Annotated in this window: 1 pseudogene; it reads right to left on the bottom strand. The window is 65.5% G+C overall.

Annotation, left to right across the window (positions count from 1 at the left end):
- Positions 1 to 232, bottom strand: a pseudogene (locus C662_RS19705) (4-hydroxy-2-oxovalerate aldolase); the annotation flags it as partial.

A 232-nucleotide genomic window follows, 5' to 3' on the forward strand; every position in this document is an offset into this window, starting at 1 on the left:
CGCGCGCGGGCACGCCGTACTTCTTCTCGGCGCGCTTGGCGAACAGCAGGAAGGAGCCATACACGCCGGCGTAGCCCAGCGTGAGCGCATCGCGGTCGATGCGGATCGGGAAGTCCATGATCGGCACCACCAGGTCCTCGGCCACGTCCTGGATCTTGAACACATCCACGCCGGTCTCGATCCCCATCAGGTCGCACACCGCGATGAACACTTCCATCGGGGTGTTGCCCGC

The sequence above is a fragment of the Thauera sp. 28 genome, assembly GCF_000310145.2.
GTDB lineage: Bacteria > Pseudomonadota > Gammaproteobacteria > Burkholderiales > Rhodocyclaceae > Thauera > Thauera mechernichensis.